Source organism: Duganella fentianensis (assembly GCF_964031615.1).
GTDB classification, from domain to species: domain Bacteria; phylum Pseudomonadota; class Gammaproteobacteria; order Burkholderiales; family Burkholderiaceae_D; genus Rugamonas; species Rugamonas fentianensis_A.
On the sequence record NZ_CAXIQN010000022.1, the window covers coordinates 611,432 to 627,033 of the forward strand.

Sequence of the window (15,602 nt, forward strand, 5' to 3'; positions counted from 1 at the left end):
GACGGGGGAAGTATGAAAGACATCAGCGACGAACAGAAAGCAGTCGAAGGGCAGGTAATGAAGATCTATAAGGAGTCTTCACCAGCCATCGAAAACCTGTTCGAATGGGCGTATATCAACCATCTGGCGTGGAGTCTGGCGGCCGTAGCACTGGCGCTGGTAGTCTGGCTTACGCTGGCGCTGAGTAATGCAGAAAACCAGCGCAATGCGCTGGCTACCAAGCAGTGCGCCGATCCCATTTTCAAAGGCGAGATCGACAAAAAATGCCTGCGCAGCGTGCAGTCGCGCGAGCATTGGTGGCAGCACGTCAGCTATGCGCTGACCCACCTGAGCCCCGAGAAGTAGACGGTTGCGCAGGCACTGGCGTTGTACGGATAATCACCGTGCAGGTCGTGCCTGCCACCAGTTCCAGCCCCTGCGGCAGTGCATCGAGTGCAATCCGCACCGGCACCCGCTGCGCCAGCCTCACCCAGTTAAAGGTCGGATTGACATCGGCCAGCAGTTCGCGCCCCGTGCTGGCATCGCGGTCGGTAATGCCGTGGGCAATGCTGGCAATATGGCCATGCAGCGCGCTAGCGCCGCTCATCAACTGGATTTCCACCGCATCGCCGGTTTTCAACAGCGGCAGCTTGGTCTCCTCGAAATATCCCACCACATAGAACGACGCGGCGTTAATCAGCGCCAGCTTGGCTGCGCCCACCGCGGCGAAATCGCCCGCATGCACATTCAGATTGGTGACATAGCCGGTGACGGGGGCGCGCACCACGGTGCGTTCCAGATTCAGCTCGGCCAGTGCACGTGCGGCCAGTGCTGCCTGAGTCTGGGCGCTGGCTGTATCGGCAGCAAAGGCGGCGCTCTCGCGGCTCTCGGCCGAGATGATGGCGCTGTCCAGCGCGGCGCGGCGGCTGGCCTCCTTGTTGCGCCGGCCCCGTTCCACCTGCTGCGCGGCCAGCAGCGCCTGCGCCTGCGTGAGCGCATTGCGGTAGCGCGCCTGATCGACCGTGAACAGGATGTCGCCCTTCTGCACCAGCTGGTTATCGTGCACTAGCACTTCCGTGACAGTGCCGGCTACATCCGCGCTGATGGTGACGACATCGGCCTTGATGCGGCCATCGCGCGTCCATGCGGAAGCCATGTAGTGGTCCCATGCAGAGCGGCCCATCCACAGGGCGGCGCTCAACAGAATGAGCGTGAGGAAGTAGCGGAAGATACGGGATGCGTTCAAGGTAGGCTCTCGGGGGCAGGGAGGTGGCGGATTACTGGTAAAGGGTGATCAGCAGGGCGCTGAAGATGCAGACGAACAGGCACAATCGCGCCAGCGCCGGATGCCAGCTATGGCGGTAGGCACCCAGATGGCTGAGCGCATGATCGAGCACGCCCTGCAGCACCATGCTGATCAGGAAGACCGGCAGCACGCCCGGTATCAGCACGCCGAACAGATCGATTTCACGGGGCATGGCGGGCTTCTCCTGTAGTGAGCTGGTCTTGCAAGGATGTGTAGATGGCGTGCAGATCGGGCAGCGTGGCCTGCAGCGTCAGCTGCTGCTCGGGCGCTGCCTTGGCCAGTTCGGCACGGACCGCCGAGCCGGTAGCCAGCGTTAGCTGCAAGGTGGCGTCGGCGCTGGCGTGGTCGGGCGCCTGTAAATAGCGGGCCAGCTGGCTGACCAGCGCCTGCAGTGCCGACCGTGCGACACCGGCTGGCGCCTGCGCCAGATAGTGGCGCAGGTCGATGATGGCGTGGCCCAGTTCCAGCAAGGTCAGACCCTGACTGACGATGGCGCGCACTTCGGCGCCAGGGGCCGGGCCGGCCGCCGCATTCAACTGGCTAAGCAGGTCACGCACGCGGTTGTCATAACGGCGCTTGAGATGGAACATGGGCGCCTTGCAGGCGCGCGCCGCTTCGCGCCACAGCGCTGCCGCCACATGGTCGCGCTGGCCCATGGTGTGCTCGGGCAGCACCACGCTGAACATCAGGTAGGCCACCACCACGCCCAGCAGCAGCGCCAGTTCGCTGTTGATGAAGTTTTCCATATCGTAGTGCATCAGGTTGGACGGTATCAGCAGAGTGGCGCAGAACATGCAGATGCCGATGCCGGCACCGGCCCAGCGTGCACCGCTAAGCAGATAGGCACCCAGCGCCAGCACCGGCATGGTCGCTAGCACCAGTGTGACAAAATCATTGGCGCGCGCCAGCAGGAAGAATTCTGTGATGAAGGCCAGCGGGGCGGCGATGGCAAAACCGATCAGCACCTGCTTGATCATGGCGGTCGGGCGCGGCGAGGACGAGGCCAGCGCGCAGAAGATGGTGGCAATGACGATGGCATTGCCCAGTTGCGGCCACGCCAGCCAGTACCATGCCGCCACGGTCACCAGCAGGGTAGTGGCAGCGCGCACGCCGCTAGCCAGCACGATGGCGCGTGGCGTTTTCGGTGTGTAGGCGCCGGGATCGCTGACTAGCTGGCGTTTTTCCTGCGTCAGTCCGCGGTAGATGGTGATGAACTCGCCGAGGTCGCGCACATAGCGTTCCAGCAGTTCGATGGTGGTATCGAAGTCGATCTGCTGGGCACGCGCGATCGGGTGCTGTGCCGATAGCTGGGTGAGCTGGTAGCGGGCGGCCGCCGTGTCGCTGGCCAGCTGGCTACGCATGGCCGCCACGCGCTGCGGTGTCAGATCCTGCGCCATGGCGCTGGCCAGATGGCTGTGGATAGGCTGCACCAGTGCCAGTATGCTTTGTGCGTGTTCGGGGGCGGCGCCATGCAGGCGGTGGATTAGCCGGTGCAGCGTGTAGAAAGTAGTCAGCACGGTCATGAAGGCGGCATTGAAAGCGTGCAGCTGACGCGTGCGTGCACGACCATCACCGGCTTCAAAGAAGGCGGCAGCGCGGCCCGATTCTAGGGCGGCGATATCGGCGGCAAAGCGCAGGTGGGTGAGCTCCGTTTCGGCGGGCGTGAGACGCTGCTCCAGCACCTGCGTACAGAAGGTAATGAAGCTGCTGTAGCGGTTCTGTACGGTGCGCATCACATTGCGCGCATGGCGGCGCGGGAATACCACGTCGTGGATGACGGCAGCGCAGATAATACCCAGCCCCACTTCCGTCACGCGGGTGACGGCCAGATTGAACACGTGTTCAGGCGCGTCGATGGCGGGCACTACGATCATGCAGGCGGTATAGCCGGCCAGGACAAAGCTGTAGGATTGCTGGTTGCGGTGCATGGCGGCGCCGCTGGTGCACAGCGCGATCCACAGCGCCACGCCCAGATACAGCAGGATGGGGGATTGCGGCAGCAGGGCCATCAGCAGCAAGGCGGCCGCGCAGCCGACCAGTGTGCCGAGAAAACGGTAGAAGGCTTTTTCCAGCACCATGCCGCTATTCGGCAAGGCGAGGATCATGCAAGTGGCTAGCGCCGAGTATGGTGCATCGAGTCCCAGCCGGAACGCCAGCCACAAGGCGCAGTAGCAGGCTAGCAGGGTGCGGGCGACGAAGATCCAGCGCTCGCCTTCGCTGTTGAACCAGTAGCGGCTTTCGCTCGCCAGCCACGCCGCCAGTTGGGCGCCTGCCCCGCGCTGATCTGCTGTTGAAGTGTTGCTAGTGGCAGCGGCGGGGGCAGGGTTCATATGTGTATGCGCTAGGTGAGCGCTTCCAGATTGTTGAGCTGCCTACGCAGCAAATCTTCAAGTAGTTTCAGTTCTACGGGGCTGTAGCCATCGTAGGCGCGGGTGGTGGTGCCATACACTTCGGGCAGCACTTTTTCTACCAGCGCCCGTCCCGTGTCCGTCAGTTTGATCATCACGCAGCGACGGTCACCGGGGCGGTTGCCACGGGTGATCAGGCCTTGCGCTTCCAGATCGTTGCAGACGCGGGTCAGGTTGGCCGGCTTTTCCATACAGGCTTCGCCCAGTGTGGAAGCAGTCGAGGTTTCATCTTCCGAGCCATACAGCACGGCCAGCACCATATAGCTGGCGTCCACCAGATCATATTTGCGCAGTGCCGCGTTGCTCAGGTCCTTCATCCGTTTCTGGATGTGGTAAGTCATGCGCAGTACGCGCATCAAATCTTCCGGGAATTCCGGCATGCGGGCATGGATGTTTTTCAGGCGCTTTGTGGTCGCTGCAAAACTACTCATTGCCTACTCCTCTGCTATCTTATAGAAGTCCCGATTGTACAATTTTTATATCATGGCAATTCCAGTTTTATGCCGCCACCTAGCGCTGTCATCAACAATGTGTAGTTCTCTAGTTGTTTGCTTGCCACGACTGCCTGCTGTTGCTGCTCATTGAGCACGGCCAGTTGTGCGCTGATGGCGCTTTGCGCGTCGCTCAGACCTGCGCGGTAAGCCTGTTCGGCCAGTTGCTGCTGGCGTTTTGCCACCGCCACGGCGTGCAGCGCCAGCGTCTGCTGCGCCTGCACCGAATTGATGCGTACCAGCGCGTTGGCCACTTCCGTCAGCGCCTGTACGATGCTGGCGTTGTACTGTTCCACTGCACCATCGTAGAGCGCGCCCTGTTGCTGCAACTGGCTGCGCAGCCGGTCGCCATCGAACAGGGGCAGACTGATAGCCGGCGTCACGCCTGCCATGGCCGAGTGGCCGTCCAGTAGATGGCGCAAGCCCAGCGACTGCAGGCCAGCGAAAGCGCTCAGGTTGATGTTCGGGTAGAACGCCGCCTGCGCCGCGCCTATGCGGGCACTGGCTGCTTCGATGCGCCAGCGCTGCGCGACGATGTCGGGCCGGTGGCCCAGCAGTTCTGCCGGTAGCTGCGGCGGTAGTGCGGCTTCCGGGCTAGCGGTCAGCATGAGGGCCGGCCGGGCGATCGCATCACCGTCGCCCGGACCTTTGCCTGAAAGGGCGGCCAGCTGATTGCGCAGCAAGGCCATGGATTCTTCTATCTGTTCCAGTTCGCGTCGTCCGGCGGCCAGCGTGGTTTCCATGCTGCGTACATCGAGTTCGCTGGCCAGACCGGCGTGCTGGCGCTGGCGGCTGATATCGAGCAGGCGCTGGCGCTGGGTCAGACTCTGTTCGGCACTGTCGTGCAGTGCGTACTGCAGCGAGAGCTGGATGTAGTTCTGGACGATGGCTGCCGCCAGTGTCAGGCGCGCCAGCTGGGCTTCGGCCGAGGCGATCTGCACATCATCGAGTGCAGCGGTCAGCGCCTGCCGGTTGCGTCCCCATAGATCGAGGTCGTAGCTGGCTGATACACCGGTGCTGGCGTTCCACGCATAGTTACCAGCCAGCGGAGGCGGCACGGTGCTGTTGGCCGAATAGCGTTGACGCTCGGCGCTGGCGCTGGCATCCACGCGCGGCAGGGTAGCGGCCTGCGTGATACCGGCCAGTGCCGCGGCCTGCCGCACACGGGCCTGCGCCAGTTTCAGCGTCGGCTGCTGTGCCAGTGCGCTGGCGACGATGCGGTTCAACTGGCTATCGTGCAGCGCTTCCCACCAGTGCTCGCTGGGCCACTCGGCATCGGCGCGCGCCGCGCGGATCGCTTTGCCTGCATCCAGCGTGGTGACGCTAATCGGCGTGGCCTGTGTGTGTGCGGCCTGCATCGGTGCGCAGCCGGCCAGCAGCGCGAGCAGGCTGGCGGCGACCGTCGCTGGCAGGGCGGCTACGAAGCGTGAGGGTTTCATGCTGATCACGGCAGGCTGTGGCGAGTCAGTGGAGCTGGCGGCTGGCGCTGGTGGCAGTCCGGCTTATTTCGCGTAGTGCTTGCGGGTCTGGGCGACGTCCAGATCGGCTTCCGTCTCGATCAGCGTGCCGTTCTTGCGCGCTTCCAGATAGGCCGCCTGCACTTGTTCGCGCGTCAGCGCGGCAGGCTGAGTGCTAGCCAGTAGCGCGCCGCTGACAGCGGCAGGCGCCGTAGCGGTGCTGGTTGCTGCCGCGGCAGTGCTAGTCTTGGCAGCCGGTGCGCTGGTCTGGGCGAAAGCGCTGGTGACGGTAGTGGCGGTAGCGGCGATAGCGAATGCGGCAGTAGCGGCCGCGCTCAACAACTGTTTGCTGATAGTGCTCAGCTTGATGCTCCTAGCGAGTCGGGATGAGTAAACTATAGTGATGAATAGTACATTTGTAAAGTAATTGTTTTCTATGGCAGCAATAGCTTTTTTCTTTGTGAGGCGAGGGGAGGCGGTGCAGCTTGGGTAGATGACGAAAAAAAAGGGAGCGCGAGGCTCCCTTTTTTGCTGTCGCGTGAAGGCGATCAGGCGAAGTTGGCAGCAGCGAAGTCCCAGTTGGCCAGCTTGAAGAAGGTCTCAACATATTTAGGACGGACGTTGCGGTAGTCGATGTAGTAAGCGTGTTCCCACAGGTCGCAGGTCAGCAGCGCTTTGGCATCGGTGGTCAGCGGGGTCGCAGCGTTGGAGGTGTTGACGATGTCCAGCGAACCGTCGGCTTTTTTCACCAGCCAGGTCCAGCTCGAACCGAAGTTGCCGACGCACGACTTGGTGAACTCTTCCTTGAACTTGTCGAACGAACCCCATTTGGCGTTGATGGCGTCAGCCAGCGCGCCTTCTGGTGCGCCTTTGCCGTTCGGGGTCAGGCCGTTCCAGTAGAAGGTGTGGTTCCACACCTGAGCTGCGTTGTTGAACACGCCGCCCGACGATTTCTTGACGATTTCTTCCAGCGACAGGTTTTCGAACTCGGTACCTTTGATCAGGTTGTTCAGGTTGGTCACATACGTTTGGTGGTGTTTACCGTAGTGGTATTCCAGCGTTTCTTGCGAGATGTGCGGCGCCAGAGCGTCGATGGCATAGGGCAGAGGTGGCAGAGTATGTTCCATTGTTATTCCTTTAATGGTTGCTGTGTTAAAACCGGGGTGATTTTTGTCGAAACGTCCAGCATTGTAAAGCGGAAGCGCTTTCGCTGCAGGAAAGCCCTCAATTCCGTGTGGCTAAAAGCCCAAGGCTAGCGCACCCGCCGCGTGGTCTCGCGCACCACCAGCTCCAGCGGCGGTACTTCGCCGCGCGCCGCTTCGCCGTTAATAATGCGCAGCAGCGCCTGCGTAGCGATGCGGCCGATGTCGTACAGCGGCTGACGCACCGTGGTCAGGGGCGGCGTGGTGTAGGAGGAACCGGGCAGATCGTCGAAGCCGACCAGCGAAATATCGTCCGGCACGCGGATGCCTTTGCGGTACAGCGCCAGCCGCGCGCCGTAGGCGGTCAGGTCATTGGCGGCGAATACGGCGGTGAATTGCTGGTGGCTGTCGAACAGCTGGTTCATGGCCAGCATACCGCTCGATTCGTGGTAATTACCTTCCACGATCAGCTTGTCGTCGAGCGCGATACCGGCTTCCTGCAAGGCGCGGGTGTAGCCGGCCAGACGCTCGCCCGCGTCGATGTTGTTGGCCGGCCCCGTGATGAAGGCGATGCGACGGTGGCCCAGTTCGATCAGATGGTGCACGGCCAGATAGGCGCCCGCTTCGTTATCGAGCTTGAAGCCCAAGGCGCTCGCCGTATGCAACGCGCGGCCCGTGGAAACGATGGGGCGCTGGGTGGAGAAGTTCAGTACGGTCTGGTCCGACATGCGGCCCGACAGCAGGATGATGCCGTCGACTTTACGTGCCAGCAGCAGGCGAATACGGTCGGCTTCTTCTTCGGCATCCCAGTGGCCACTGACGATCACCGAGGCATAGCCGGTATTTTTCAGGCCGTCATCGACGCCGCGCAGGGTTTCGTCGAAGAAGGGCGAGGAAATATCCTGCACCACGATACCGATGGTCATCGAACGGCCTTTTTTCAGGCCCTGCGCCATCTGGTTGGGCGCGAATTTCACTTTGTCGATGGCAGCCAGCACGGCGTCGCGCTTGTCGTCCGAAACCCGGGCGGTGCCATTGAGGATGCGCGAAACGGTACTGGGCGAAACACCCGCCAGGCGGGCTACATCCATCAGAGTCGAAGGGCCGGAGTGTCGCGTATTGTCTGCCAAGGTGTGTCCTGCTGCGGTGGATAGGGAAGTGCGGTGCGTGAAAACCTTTTCGCGCCAAGATTACCACAAAACTCTGAGCTATCCGGCAATTGTCGGGCTGCTACTTCGTCAGGCTTAGAAAACGCTGACTTTAAGGCCTGAAAAGCACTTTGAAATCGTTTTCAAGCTCGCTCTGGCATATAATCGCTGACTATAAGGGCAATACAGGCAGAACCGCCTACCCGTAGAAATAGAACAGGAAGTTGCATGGAGACCGTCGCACATCACCACTCCCCCCGTCTGCTGGCTGACGTAGGCGGCACGCGCGCCAGTTTTGCACTGGAAACGGCGCCTAATTGCATCGTTGCCGTGTGGGAGACCGATTGCGCGGTCTATCCCACGCTGGGGGCAGCACTGGTGGCCTATCTGTCGCAGCCAGCCACGGTGGCGGCGGGCGGCTATCAGGCGCGTTATGCCGGCATTGCCATTGCCAACCCCATCGATGGCGACTGGGTCACCATGACCAATCACCACTGGTCGTTTTCCATCGAAGCCGTGTGCTCCCAGTTCAGCCTGAAGTCGCTGGTGGTGGTGAATGATTTCAAGGCGCTGGCCAGCGCCTTGCCGTATCTCGATGCGGCGCACCGTCACCAGATCGGCGGCGGCGTAGCGCGTGCCGGTGCCATGATAGGGCTGGTGGGCGCCGATGCGGGGCTGGGCGTTTCGGGGCTGGTGCCGGCGGGCGAGCGCTGGATCGCCATCGATAGCGAAGGCGGGCACAGTACTTTTGCGCCCATGAACGAGCGCGAAATCGAGATCCTGCGCTATGCACGGCGTTATCATGAACACGTTTCGAGCGAACGGCTGGTATCGGGGCTGGGGCTGGCGCTGGTGTACCGTGCACTGGCCGAGCGGGCCCGCATCACACCGCAGGATCTGGATGCCGTGCAGATTACCGAACGGGGTCTGGCGCGCACCTGTCCCGTGTGTGAAGAAACCCTGCTGGCGTTCTGCGAGATGCTGGGCACGGTCGCCGGTAATGTGGCACTGACGCTAGGCGCCAAAGGCGGCATCTATATCGGCGGCCGCGTCGTGCCGCCCATGCTGGAGTTCTTCGAGCGCTCCGGCTTCCGCGCCCGCTTCGAACAGAAGGGGCGCTTCTCCGACTATCTGGCGCACATCCCCACGCTGGTGATCACGGAAAAATATCCTACCCTGATCGGCATGTCGGCCATGCTGTCGGCCGTTTAATTCTCCAGCGGCTGGACTGACGCCACGCCCACTTGCGCGCTGCCGCCGGCGACGCGCACCTTGATGCTGCTGGCTGCCTTAAGCTGGGCCGGATCGCGCACGATGCTGCCCTGTTCATCACTGACGATGGCATAGCCCCGTTCCAGCGTACGCTGGGGATTGAGCAGCGCCAGTTGCGAGGACCATGCGGCCAGCGCTTCGCGCCGCTGGCCCAGTTGCGTGGCCAGCGCCAGCGTGGCACGGTGCTGCAGATTGGCCAGCCGGGTGCGCTGCGCCGTCACATCGGGTTTACGGGCCGCCAGCCGGTCGGCCAGACGCTGCATCTGGTAGCGCGCCTGTGCCACGGGCGCACGGTTGGCATGGGTCAGCGTGCTGGCCAGCGCCTGCAGTTTCAGGCGCTGCTGGCGGATCTGTGCGGCAGGGCTGAGCAGGCGGTGGCTGTAGTTATCCAGCGTCTGCGCTGCTTCGCTGCCCGTGCGGCGCATGGCGCGGCGCAGATCAATCACATGCGAGCGTAACTCGGCCACCCAGTCGGCGCGTGGCGCAACGGCCAGTTCGGCAGCGGCCGTGGGCGTGGCGGCACGCAGGTCGGCGGCGAAATCACAGATGGTAAAGTCGGTTTCGTGGCCTACGCCGGAAATCACCGGCATGCGGCAGTTGGCCACGGCATAGGCCACATCCTCGTCATTGAAAGCCCACAGATCTTCTATGCTGCCGCCACCACGACAGACGATCAGCACATCGCAATCATTGCGCAGCGAGGCGGTATCGATGGCGGCGGCGATTTTCTCGCCGGCGCCCTGACCCTGCACGGGAGTAGGGTAGAGCACCACGTTGACATGGGGCGCGCGCCGCTGCAGCGCCGTCAGCACATCGCGCAGTGCTGCCGCTTGCGGACTGGTGACGATGCCCACGGTGCGGGGGAACACGGGCAGCGGGCGCTTGCGCTCGGGATGGAACAGACCGGCCGCTTCCAGCTTTTCCTTCAGGCGCAGAAAGGCCTCGAACAGCGAGCCTACACCGGCGCGGCGGATGGCTTCCACGTTGATCTGGTAATCACCCCGTGCACCATACAGCGTGACCAGCGCACGCACTTCCACCTTGTCGCCCTCGCGCGGGATGAAATTGGCGTACTGGGCGCGGCCGCGGAACATCACGGCGCGCACCTGTGCGGCATCGTCCTTGAGGGTGAAATACCAGTGGCCTGAACTGGCGCGGGTGAAGTTGGACACTTCGCCGCTGATCCATGTGAGCGGGAAGGAGCGCTCGAGCAGGCGCGCGACGGCCTGATTCAGGGCGCTGACGCTGATGACGGGAGCGCTAGGCGGGGCGCTAGTATCGGCAGAATTCATAGTGGGCATGCCCGGCAGGGGCGGAAAATCCGGTAGAGCGGGATTTTAACGCGTCAGCGCCTGTGTATAGCTATCCACACGGCGGGAAAACTGTCATACGGCCGTCATACGCGATAATTGGCGCTAGATATTGCATGTATGGCACTGATTTTAAACAGAAAATCTGCCTGCTAAATTCCTGTGCAGCGGTAAAAAATCCTTATAAATCAAGTGCTTTGCATAAGTCACGGGTGGTTGCGCACAAAGTTATCCACAAAAAATGTGTAGAAATCCACCGATGGGATAACTATCCGGCAAATTTTGTCCCCATGCGGTGCAGAACTGCGCAGATGTCGTCTCTGCATTATTTTTATGCATGCATAGAATTTTCTTCCAAATCAAACACTTGCCTAATAACATCTGCCGTTGCGCACAATCTTATCCACACAAAGTGTGTAGAAGTACACAGCGCAGCGGGGTGTTTTGGCTGCTTTTTGCCTGCCTATTTTTTGAGCTTGAAAAAAATATCCTTATAAATCAATAGACTTAGCTGTGGCGTACAGCCTTGCGCACAATCTTATCCACATAATTTGTGCAGAACTGCACAGTTGTCCCCATACAGGGCTAAAAAATATCAGGATAGCAATGATTTCACCCCATAGTCTGCCCCGTGCCGGAATTTTGCGCAGGAGAACTATATTGATTGAAATCAATGAGTTAACTGCCCACCCCATGCCTTGCTCACAATCTTATCAACAGAATATGGGCACAACTTTTGCATACCGATAGGGCGGAAGTCTCGGGTGTGCTGCGCTATTTTTGAGCTTGATAATTTTATCGATTGAAATCAATGACTTAGCATTGGCTGTACGGTATTGCACACACAATTGTCCACAGAAAATGTGAAGAACTCACAGGCGGGGATAAGTGCCATTCGGGCGTGGGCGCCCAGCCACTTGCCGAGTACGTCCCAACAAGATACATTGCGCCTTCGGGTGTTCATCTATTCAGGAGTCTGTTTTGCTCGCCATCTTACAAGCGGCCGGTTGGCCTATCTGGTTATTGCTGACCGCTTCGATTGTTGCCACTGCGCTCATCATTGAACGGCTGCTCTATCTGCGCCGTAGCAAGATCCTGCCGAAAAAGCTGCTGGACGACGTCGTGCTGGTGTACCGCAACGGCAAGGTCACGCCGGACATCATCGAAAAGCTGGAGCAGAATTCACCGCTGGGTGTGGTGTTTGCTGCCGCGCTGCGCAATATCGAGTCGCCGCGCGAAGTGATGAAGGAATCCATCGAAGAAGCGGGGAGCGGCGTGGCGCACACGCTGGAACGCTTCCTCACCACGCTGGGCACGATCGCCACGCTGGCCCCGCTGATGGGGCTGTTCGGCACGGTGGTCGGCATGATCGAGATTTTTGGTGCACAGAATGCTACCGGCTCGAATCCGGCCCAGCTGGCGCACGGTATTTCCGTGGCACTGTATAACACCGGCTTCGGGCTGGCCATCGCCATGCCGGCACTGGTGTTCTACCGCCATTTCCGCGCGCTGGTCGATAGCTTCATCATCGAGATGGAACAGCAGGCTGTGAAGTTCGTCGATATTGTCCACAGCAAGCGCAAGTAAGGACACCGCATGAACTTCCGCAAAGGCCAGCGCCGCGAAGATCCGGAAATCAATCTGATTCCCTTCATCGATGTGCTGCTGGTAATCCTGATCTTCCTGATGGTGTCTACCACCTACAGCAAGTTCACCGAACTGCAGATTACCCTGCCGACGGCCGACGCGCAGAAGGCTACGGAGAAACCGTTCGAACTCAACGTGACGGTGGATGCCAAGGGCAATTACACCATCAACCAGCAGCCGATCTCCTTCCGTGATGTGGCAGGACTGGCGCAAGCGATGAAGAATACGGCCGCGCAGGGCGGGGCAGCGGGCCAGTCGCCCGTCGTGATCGTCAATGCCGACCAGTTTGCCATGCATCAAATGGTGGTGAACGTGATGGAAGCAGCGCGCGTGGCCGGCTACGAAAAACTCACGTTTGCCGCCCAAACCGGTGCGGCTAAGTAAGCGCAAGCGTCGGTGGCGGTGAATTCTCCTTCCTCTCAGCCTGTAACGGCAGTGCCGGCACCGTCCGGATCTGCGCTGGAAGCGCGTCTGACGCGCGCATGGCTCAAGCGCGGCCCGCTGGCCTGCGCGCTGTGGCCTGTCTCGCTGCTGTTCCGGCTAATCAGTGGCGTGCGCGCTGCGCTGTTCCGTGCCGGTGTGCTGAAGTCCAGCCGACTGCCCGTGCCGGTGGTGGTGGTGGGGAATATCTTCATTGGCGGCACTGGCAAGACGCCGCTGACCATCTGGCTGGTACAGGCGCTGCAGGCGGCTGGCTTGCGGCCCGGCGTGATTTCGCGCGGCCATGGCAGCAAGGATACGGCACCGCGACTGGTGGATGGCAGTGCCACGGCCGCGCAGGTGGGCGACGAACCGCTGCTGATCTGGCAGCGCTGCGCCTGCCCTGTGATGGTGGGGCGCGACCGCGCCGCGACAGGGCGCGCGCTGCTGGCGCTGCATCCCGAACTCGATCTGATTCTGACTGACGATGGCCTGCAGCATTACGCTCTGCAGCGCGATGTAGAAATCATTCTGTTCGATGGCCGTGGTGCCGGCAATGGCTGGCTGCTGCCGGCCGGCCCCCTGCGCGAGCCCGTCAGCCGGCGGCGCGATTTCACCGTCATCAACGCGCCGCAACTGACGCCTGCGCTGCAGGCCAGTGCCGGTGCCAACGGCGCCGCCTACCAGATGGTGCTGGCCGGCGACTATGCCGAACAGCTGTGCAACCGCCAGCAGCGCACTACGCTGGCCGAACTGGCCGCCCGTCCCGCATTGCGGGTGGTGGCGGCGGCCGGCATCGGCAATCCGGCGCGTTTTTTCAGCATGCTGAAAGCGGCTGGCCTGCAAGTGCAGGAACTGCCGCTGCCCGATCATCACGATTTTCTCGACCGGCCGTTTGCGGCACTGGAGGCCGATCTGATCTTGATGACGGAGAAGGATGCAGTAAAATGTGCGCAAATTGAAGAACTCAGAGATGATCCGCGTTTGTGGGTTGTCCCGGTCACGGCGCGCATCGATGCCGCGCTGGCCGCTCAAATCGTGGAGAAATGTCGTGGACGCTCGTTTGCTTGATATCCTGGTCTGCCCTGTCTGCAAGGGCCCGTTGGAGTACGATAAAAAGGCGCAGGAAATGATCTGCAAAGGTGACCGTCTGGCTTTCCCTATCCGTGATGGCATCCCCATCATGTGGGCCGACGAAGCCCGCACCCTGCAGGATAAGGCGGAATAAGCGGTGGCAGCACCGTTCATCGTCATCATTCCGGCACGTCTGGCTTCGACCCGACTGCCCAACAAACCGCTGGCCGACCTCGGTGGCAAACCGATGGTGGTGCGCGTGGCCGAACGCGCTGCGCTGGCCGGTGCCAGCCGCATCATCGTCGCCACCGACCATGCCGATATCCGCGCTGCCTGTGAACAGCATGGCGTAGAAGTGTGCATGACCCGCGCCGATCACCCCTCCGGCACTGACCGCATCGCCGAAGTGGCGCGTGCGCTGGCGTTGCCAGCCGATGCCGTGGTGGTCAATCTGCAGGGCGACGAACCGCTGATCGATCCCGCACTGCTGCAGGCTGCTGCGGCCCGCATCAATGCCGACGTGCCCATGTCCACCTGCGCCCACCCGCTGCATGATGCGGCCGATGCCTTTAACCCCAACGTGGTGAAGGTGGTGCTGGACAAAGCAGGCCGTGCACTGTACTTCTCGCGTGCCACCATTCCATGGCACCGCGATGCGTTCGCTAAAGACCAGAGTGCGCTGCCGGCCGGCTATGTGCCGCTGCGTCATATCGGTCTGTACGCCTACCGTAACGATTTCCTGCAAGCTTACCCGACGCTCGATGTTTCCCCACTGGAATCTATCGAAGCGCTGGAACAGTTGCGCGTGCTGTGGCATGGCTACCCGATTGCCGTCCACGTGACGGATTCGGCACCGGCTGCCGGTGTCGATACGCCGGAAGATCTGGCCCGGGTACGCCAGTTCTACTAAAACCCGTCCGAGCCTGGCGCTGTTGTGTGCCATACCACAGCGTCAGGCAATCGTCAGTTGTATCGGTTATAACTACGGACGGTGGTGCGATATTCATACGGAATATCTCTCCCCGCCCCGGATTCGCCCCATAAGAGCGGTTTTAGCTGTCACAAATTGGCGTAGAGACGAGGTTTTGTGGTAAGTTGCGTACGATAGTCAGACTTGCAGCAGATCTACTGTTTCCACATCACCCATATCCATATCTGTTTTAGGAATTTTTCATGCGTCTTATTCTTTTAGGAGCACCAGGTGCCGGCAAGGGCACTCAGGCTAATTTCATCAAAGAAAAATACAACATCCCGCAAATTTCCACTGGCGATATGCTGCGTGCAGCCATCAAAGCTGGCACCGAAATGGGTCTGGCTGCGAAAAAGGTCATGGACGCAGGTGGTCTGGTGTCGGACGACATCATCATCGGTCTGGTCAAAGACCGTCTGGCCGAGCCGGATTGCGCCAACGGCTATCTGTTCGACGGCTTCCCACGCACCATCGCTCAGGCTGACGCCATGAAAGACAGCGGCGTGGCGATCGACTACGTGCTGGAAATCGACGTGCCGGACGAATCCATCGTCGAGCGTATGTCGGGCCGCCGTAGCCATCCGGCTTCGGGCCGCGTGTACCACATCAAATTCAATCCACCTAAAGTCGAAGGCAAAGACGATGTGACCGGCGAAGATCTGGTGCAGCGTGACGACGACAAAGCGGAAACCGTGAAGAAACGTCTGGACGTTTACCACAACCAGACCGAAGTGCTGCTGGGCTACTACAACAACTGGGCCAGCACCGGCCAGCCAGGTGCCCCGAAATACCGGAAGATCTCCGGTGTGGGTCCGGTAGAACAGATTCGTGACGCGGCATTTGCCGCGCTGGCAGAATAAGCGTTACAGTAGAGCGGACCGAGTGTCCGCTTTTTTTATGCCTGCGCAGGGATGCGTAGGCCGCGCCCTTTAGGCTAGACCTGTTTGCAAGACCTACAGGCAAGAGCTAGCGCTCGGT

At 60.9% G+C, this 15,602-nt stretch carries 17 protein-coding genes; 8 read left to right on the forward strand and 9 right to left on the reverse strand.

Annotated elements, in window-relative coordinates; all coding sequences use genetic code 11:
* Positions 1 to 12: 12 nt before the first annotated feature.
* A complete protein-coding gene (locus ABNT42_RS19910) occupies positions 13 to 345 on the forward strand; it encodes a hypothetical protein (protein WP_348699911.1) in 333 nt (110 codons plus the stop codon).
* Here ABNT42_RS19910 and ABNT42_RS19915 read toward each other — a convergent pair.
* From ABNT42_RS19915 to ABNT42_RS19950, 8 genes are all read right to left on the reverse strand, one after another.
* Positions 308 to 1,225 carry an efflux RND transporter periplasmic adaptor subunit gene (locus tag ABNT42_RS19915; RefSeq protein WP_348699913.1) on the reverse strand — a complete coding sequence of 306 codons (918 nt, stop codon included), beginning with the start codon at positions 1,223 to 1,225 and terminating at the stop codon, positions 308 to 310. The genes ABNT42_RS19910 and ABNT42_RS19915 overlap by 38 nt on opposite strands.
* A 31-nt stretch (positions 1,226 to 1,256) precedes the next feature.
* A complete protein-coding gene (locus tag ABNT42_RS19920) occupies positions 1,257 to 1,457 on the reverse strand; it encodes a DUF1656 domain-containing protein (protein WP_348699915.1) in 201 nt (66 codons plus the stop codon).
* Positions 1,447 to 3,615 (reverse strand): FUSC family protein, encoded by a 2,169-nt coding sequence (locus ABNT42_RS19925; RefSeq protein WP_348699917.1) that lies wholly within the window; start codon positions 3,613 to 3,615, stop codon positions 1,447 to 1,449. Before ABNT42_RS19925 ends, ABNT42_RS19920 begins: the two co-directional genes overlap by 11 nt.
* An 11-nt stretch (positions 3,616 to 3,626) precedes the next feature.
* Positions 3,627 to 4,124 (reverse strand): MarR family transcriptional regulator, encoded by a 498-nt coding sequence (locus tag ABNT42_RS19930; protein WP_155434691.1) that lies wholly within the window; start codon positions 4,122 to 4,124, stop codon positions 3,627 to 3,629.
* Positions 4,125 to 4,174: 50 nt separating this feature from the next.
* Positions 4,175 to 5,623: an efflux transporter outer membrane subunit gene (locus ABNT42_RS19935; protein WP_348699920.1), complete on the reverse strand. Its 1,449-nt coding sequence runs from the start codon at positions 5,621 to 5,623 to the stop codon at positions 4,175 to 4,177.
* A 63-nt stretch (positions 5,624 to 5,686) separates the two neighbouring features.
* Positions 5,687 to 5,980 carry a DUF4148 domain-containing protein gene (locus tag ABNT42_RS19940; protein WP_348699921.1) on the reverse strand — a complete coding sequence of 98 codons (294 nt, stop codon included), beginning with the start codon at positions 5,978 to 5,980 and terminating at the stop codon, positions 5,687 to 5,689.
* A gap of 209 nt (positions 5,981 to 6,189) precedes the next feature.
* Positions 6,190 to 6,768 (reverse strand): superoxide dismutase [Fe], encoded by a 579-nt coding sequence (sodB, locus tag ABNT42_RS19945; protein WP_348699922.1) that lies wholly within the window; start codon positions 6,766 to 6,768, stop codon positions 6,190 to 6,192.
* A 125-nt stretch (positions 6,769 to 6,893) separates the two neighbouring features.
* The gene (locus ABNT42_RS19950) at positions 6,894 to 7,874 is read right to left on the reverse strand and encodes a substrate-binding domain-containing protein (protein ID WP_348699924.1); all 981 of its coding nucleotides are present in this window, start codon (positions 7,872 to 7,874) and stop codon (positions 6,894 to 6,896) included.
* Positions 7,875 to 8,159: 285 nt separating this feature from the next.
* Between ABNT42_RS19950 and ABNT42_RS19955 the strand changes: the two genes are divergently transcribed.
* Positions 8,160 to 9,143 (forward strand): glucokinase, encoded by a 984-nt coding sequence (locus ABNT42_RS19955; protein WP_348699926.1) that lies wholly within the window; start codon positions 8,160 to 8,162, stop codon positions 9,141 to 9,143.
* Here the strand turns inward: ABNT42_RS19955 and xseA are convergent.
* Positions 9,140 to 10,495 carry an exodeoxyribonuclease VII large subunit gene (xseA, locus tag ABNT42_RS19960; RefSeq protein ID WP_348699928.1) on the reverse strand — a complete coding sequence of 452 codons (1,356 nt, stop codon included), beginning with the start codon at positions 10,493 to 10,495 and terminating at the stop codon, positions 9,140 to 9,142. The two genes, ABNT42_RS19955 and xseA, sit on opposite strands and share 4 nt — an antisense overlap.
* Before the next feature lie 999 nt (positions 10,496 to 11,494).
* On the opposite strand from xseA, the gene ABNT42_RS19965 reads away from it, so the two are divergent.
* From ABNT42_RS19965 to adk, 6 genes are all read left to right on the forward strand, one after another.
* A complete protein-coding gene (locus ABNT42_RS19965) occupies positions 11,495 to 12,100 on the forward strand; it encodes a MotA/TolQ/ExbB proton channel family protein (RefSeq protein WP_348699929.1) in 606 nt (201 codons plus the stop codon).
* 9 nt (positions 12,101 to 12,109) lie between these two features.
* Positions 12,110 to 12,544 (forward strand): biopolymer transporter ExbD, encoded by a 435-nt coding sequence (locus ABNT42_RS19970; RefSeq protein ID WP_348699931.1) that lies wholly within the window; start codon positions 12,110 to 12,112, stop codon positions 12,542 to 12,544.
* 18 nt (positions 12,545 to 12,562) lie between these two features.
* Positions 12,563 to 13,651: a tetraacyldisaccharide 4'-kinase gene (lpxK, locus tag ABNT42_RS19975; protein ID WP_348699932.1), complete on the forward strand. Its 1,089-nt coding sequence runs from the start codon at positions 12,563 to 12,565 to the stop codon at positions 13,649 to 13,651.
* On the forward strand, positions 13,632 to 13,808 hold the full coding sequence (locus ABNT42_RS19980; protein ID WP_071651656.1) for a Trm112 family protein: 177 nt from the start codon (positions 13,632 to 13,634) through the stop codon (positions 13,806 to 13,808). The genes lpxK and ABNT42_RS19980 overlap by 20 nt, the downstream gene beginning before the upstream one ends.
* A gap of 3 nt (positions 13,809 to 13,811) precedes the next feature.
* A complete protein-coding gene (gene kdsB / locus ABNT42_RS19985) occupies positions 13,812 to 14,564 on the forward strand; it encodes a 3-deoxy-manno-octulosonate cytidylyltransferase (protein ID WP_348699934.1) in 753 nt (250 codons plus the stop codon).
* A gap of 263 nt (positions 14,565 to 14,827) precedes the next feature.
* The gene (gene adk, locus ABNT42_RS19990) at positions 14,828 to 15,484 is read left to right on the forward strand and encodes an adenylate kinase (protein WP_348699936.1); all 657 of its coding nucleotides are present in this window, start codon (positions 14,828 to 14,830) and stop codon (positions 15,482 to 15,484) included.
* Positions 15,485 to 15,602: the final 118 nt, after the last annotated feature.